The organism is Pseudomonas sp., from assembly GCF_026224925.1.
GTDB lineage: Bacteria > Pseudomonadota > Gammaproteobacteria > Pseudomonadales > Pseudomonadaceae > Aquipseudomonas.
Genome location: NZ_JAMFRV010000507.1, coordinates 1 through 4,292 on the forward strand (window position 1 = coordinate 1; position 4,292 = coordinate 4,292).

Sequence of the window (4,292 nt, forward strand, 5' to 3'; positions counted from 1 at the left end):
CCTTCCCGAATAAATTCGGTCCCACATTAGGTTATGTACCGGGTTGGCATGGGAGGCTTACCCTAACAACCACTCAACGAAACCTGCGGACGTTCACCGGCAAAAAAGTACGGGCGCAGCTTCACACCAACACCGTTGCCGATAAACGCAGCGACCAACCACACCCAGCCGTGCAGGCTGCCGGAGGCGATGCCGCTGAAGTACGCGCCGATGTTGCAGCCGTATGCCAAGCGTGAACCGTAGCCAAGCAGAAGACCGCCGATAACGGCCGCGAACAGCGAGCGGGCCGGAATTTTAAGGCTTGGCGCGAAACGTCCTGCCAGCCCTGCGGCCAATAACGCACCTAGCATAATGCCAATGTCCATGACACTGGTGACGTCTTCCCACACCGGGGCGGCCAGCGCTTTGGCATTGCCCGGAATTTGCCAGAACACCCAACTGCTGACATCTACACCCAAACCGCTGGCAGCTTTGGCGCCCCACAGTGCGAATGCCGAAGTAATGCCCCACGGCCGACCAGCCAGTGCCAGGGTTGCGTAATTGAGCAAGGCCAAACCAATTGCGCCCCATACCAACGGCCAAGGTCCACGCAGGAAACGCCGCAAGCCGGTGTGTTCGCTGGCAACGCCTTCCTCAAGCTGACCATGACGGCCCTTTTCCAGGCGCACAGTCACTGCTGCGATTATCGCAAACAGCGCCAGGCTCATGATTAAAGCCGGAACCACTCCGAAGCTTTTGACGATGGAAATAGCAGGAAACGAAGGCAATGAAAACCACCAGTCCACGTGCTGGGTAGCGATCAACGAACCGATGATGAAGAACAGCAGCGTCACCAGCATTCGCGCATTGCCGCCGCCAACGGTGAATAAAGTGCCGGATGCACAGCCGCCGCCCAGTTGCATGCCAATACCGAAAATGAACGCACCGAATACAACGGAAATACCGGCAGGTGCCACCAGACCGACTACCGGCTGACCGAACAAGGTGCCCGCGCCCAATGCCGGGAAAAACAGCACCACGGCCAGCGCCAGCATCACCATCTGTGCACGTAAACCGGCGCCACGCCGATCACTGATAAACACTCGCCACGCCGATGTGAAACCGAACGCGGCGTGGTAGAGGGTTAACCCCAGCGCGGCACCTACTACCAGCAGTAATACCTGATGCGAACCGACGCTGTTCTGTAAAAACACGGCGCCCAATAACAACAAAACGAAGGCGATCAACGGCGCGGCAGGCTTGCGCTCAGGCGTCGCGGAAAGAGTCAGACTCATAGCGGATCTCGGTGAGTGGAGTGCAATGGCGCCGAGTATAAACGCTTAGTCCGCCCACACCCGGCGCAGCTTATCCAGCGCATCGCGAATACTCGCCTCAGGTACGGCAGCAAAACCCAGCACCATGCCCGCGCGGTTATCCACAGGTTCATCCGAGGTTGGCAACCAATAATCGCTTAACGGATTGATCTCAACGCCGACGCTTTCAGCTTTTTCGATCAATTCTTGCTCGCGGGCCAGCGAGTCAACACGCACCGCCACGTGCAATCCTGCGACGACTTTGGGCATCGCGCCGCAGCCACTAATCCCTTCAGGCCACCCTGCCAACAAGGCATCACGCCGGCTCAATGCAGCACGGCGCATACGGCGGATGTGTCGCTGAAAATGACCGGTAGCGATGAATTCAGCCATCACCGCCTGGGTGCCCACCTCTGAGTGACGCATGTCCACGGCGCGGCGCTGGCTGAAGGCTTCCACCAGCCCCACTGGCAGCACCAGATAGCCCAAGCGCAATGCCGGGAACGCAATCTTGCCGAACGTGCCGACGTACAATACCCGCCCCTTATGGTCCAGCGCTGCCAATGGCGCCAAAGGTGCACCGCTGTAACGGTACTCGCCGTCGTAATCGTCCTCAACGATCCAGCCTTGCGTGCGCTCGGCCCATGCGAGGATTTCAAGGCGTCGCGCCAGGCTCATGGTCACCCCCGTCGGGTATTGATGCGACGGAGTGACGTAGGCCAGTTTGCAGTCGGTGTTCAGCAATTCAGCGCAGCGCATACCTTCGTTATCCACCGCTACACCGTGCAGCCGCGCACCGGCGATGGAAAACGCATGGGCCGCTGCGCGATAACCTGGATTTTCCACTGCAACCGAGTCACCCACCTCGACCAACAGCTGTGCACAAAGGCTAATCGCCTGCTGTGCGCCACTGGTGATCACTATTTGCTCAGGGCTGCAATGCAATCCTCTGGAGCTGCGCAAATAGGCGGCGATCAACTCGCGCAGGCGCCAGTCCCCTGCCGGCTCACCGTAACCTAAACTGCCCAAGTCCGGTTTTCGCCAAAAAGCCGCGTGTAACTTGCCCCAAACGGCAAAGGGAAACAGATCGAATGCGGGCACACCTACTCGAAACGCCCGTGGGGCATCGCCCTTTGGGCGCGGTAAATGATGCTTCTGAAGTAAGTTCAGCGCCGTGCTGTGGATAACTTCTCTGCCAAGAATATCGACTGTTCCAGCCGAGATTGTGGATAAGGCTGTGGGTAAGCCTGTTGATAACCCCGTGGACACTTTTGTGGATAAGTTTTTAGCCGACTTTCTTGTAGTGACGCCAACCGCTAGCAACTGCGCCACATAAGTACCGTCGCCAATGCGCCCCTCGGTGAAACCCTCGGCGTAGAGCTGATCGTAGGCCCGCATCACGCTGTTTCGCGAGATCGACAACGATCCAGCCAAGTCACGGCTGGCAGGTAACCGCGTACCGCTGCTCAAGCTGCCATCGAGAATGCGTTGGCGCAGCGTCTGATAGAGCTGTCGGCTCAACCCGCGACCGCGATCAAGTTCGATGCCGGCCAAATTGAATGGAAAGCTTGGAGCATTGGATGTCATGAAATTGGCCCTACGAAATTGACCGCTAATGGCTCTTACAACCAACCAATAGCCTGCCTAATATTTAGCCATCGGCCAAGGAAAAACTCATGTACGTACCCAGCGCGTTTAACGAAGACGACCTCGCCACCCTTCATCAGCAAATCGAAGGCACACGCCTAGCCGTTCTGGTCACTCACGGCGCGCTCGGTTTATTGGCTAACCATGTCCCGCTGCTGCTCAGCACTGACCAAGGACCGAACGGCACGCTGCATGGGCATTTGGCGAAAGCAAACCCCCAATGGCAGGAACTGGCCAGCGGCGCCGAGGCTCTGCTAATTTTTGCCGGACCAGATGCTTACGTCAGCCCGTCGTTCTATCCGAGCAAAGCTGAACATGGCCAAGTAGTACCGACCTGGAACTTCCTCGCCATCCATGCCTATGGCACGCCCGAGGTGTTTCACGATGCGCATCGCTTGCTTAACCTGGTCAGCGCATTGACCGACAAGCATGAAGCCGGACGCGCCAAGCCGTGGGCGGTTGAGGACGCGCCCAAGGAGTACATCGACAAGATGCTCGGCGCCATCGTCGGCTTCTCGGTGCCTATCACCCGGCTGGAAGGCAAGCGCAAGCTCAACCAGAACCGCAACGCCGCCGACATCGCGGGTGTTCGTGACGGCCTCGCAGCCAGCCCTGCCCCCAATGACAACGAAATCGCCCGACTGATGAGCTAAGGAAGCAATGATCATGACCGATATCCAGATTCGCCCCGTCACCGAGAAGGATCACGCGGCCTGGCTGCCTTTATGGAAAGCCTATTTGACGTTCTACAAAACTGAACTCGCCGACAGCGTCAGTGACGTCACGTGGCAACGTATTCTTGATCCGGGCGAACCAACGAACGCGGCCCTTGCCTGGGACGGCGACAAAGCCATAGGCATGGTTCACTTCATCTACCATCGCTCTAACTGGAGCATCAAGAACGCCTGTTACTTGCAAGACCTGATCGTCGATGCGCAACAGCGCGGAACCGGGGTTGGTAGACAGCTGATCGAATTCGTCTACAGCACCGCCCGCGAAAACAACTGCGACAAGGTTCATTGGTTGACCCACGAAACTAATGCCACCGCGATCCAGCTGTATGAACGCATTGCCGAACGCCCGGGTTACATTCAATTTCGCAAACCGCTTTAGTTCTGGAATCGTACTTATGTCGACCGCTGAACTGCACTGGCAAGCTGCCAAACTGCCGAACGCCAAACCCATCGAAGGGCGCTTTATTCGTCTTGAGAAACTAGACTCGGCGCGCCACGCCGATGGTTTGTGGGATGCACTGGAAGGTCCGAATTCAGACCCGAAACTGTGGGACTATTTGCCCTATGGCCCCTTCACCCAACGTACTGATTTCGATACATGGCTAAGCCGTCATGCGGC

At 57.6% G+C, this 4,292-nt stretch carries 4 protein-coding genes and 1 pseudogene; 3 read left to right on the forward strand and 2 right to left on the reverse strand.

All coding sequences use genetic code 11. The features are described 5' to 3' along the window. Window positions 1-62: 62 nt before the first annotated feature. Window positions 63-1,274 (reverse strand): YeeE/YedE family protein, encoded by a 1,212-nt coding sequence (locus M0974_RS21595; RefSeq protein ID WP_297841468.1) that lies wholly within the window; start codon window positions 1,272-1,274, stop codon window positions 63-65. A 45-nt stretch (window positions 1,275-1,319) separates the two neighbouring features. Further along, entirely contained in the window at window positions 1,320-2,879 is a 1,560-nt protein-coding gene (locus M0974_RS21600) for a PLP-dependent aminotransferase family protein (protein ID WP_297841471.1), read from the reverse strand. Between the two features lie 89 nt (window positions 2,880-2,968). On the opposite strand from M0974_RS21600, the gene M0974_RS21605 reads away from it, so the two are divergent. The 3 genes and pseudogenes from M0974_RS21605 to M0974_RS21615 all read left to right on the forward strand — a co-directional run. Next, the gene (locus tag M0974_RS21605; protein ID WP_297841473.1) at window positions 2,969-3,592 is read left to right on the forward strand and encodes an FMN-binding negative transcriptional regulator; all 624 of its coding nucleotides are present in this window, start codon (window positions 2,969-2,971) and stop codon (window positions 3,590-3,592) included. A gap of 13 nt (window positions 3,593-3,605) precedes the next feature. Beyond that, on the forward strand, window positions 3,606-4,052 hold the full coding sequence (locus M0974_RS21610; protein ID WP_297841475.1) for a GNAT family N-acetyltransferase: 447 nt from the start codon (window positions 3,606-3,608) through the stop codon (window positions 4,050-4,052). 16 nt (window positions 4,053-4,068) lie between these two features. Beyond that, window positions 4,069-4,292 (forward strand): annotated as a pseudogene (locus M0974_RS21615) (GNAT family N-acetyltransferase); the annotation flags it as partial.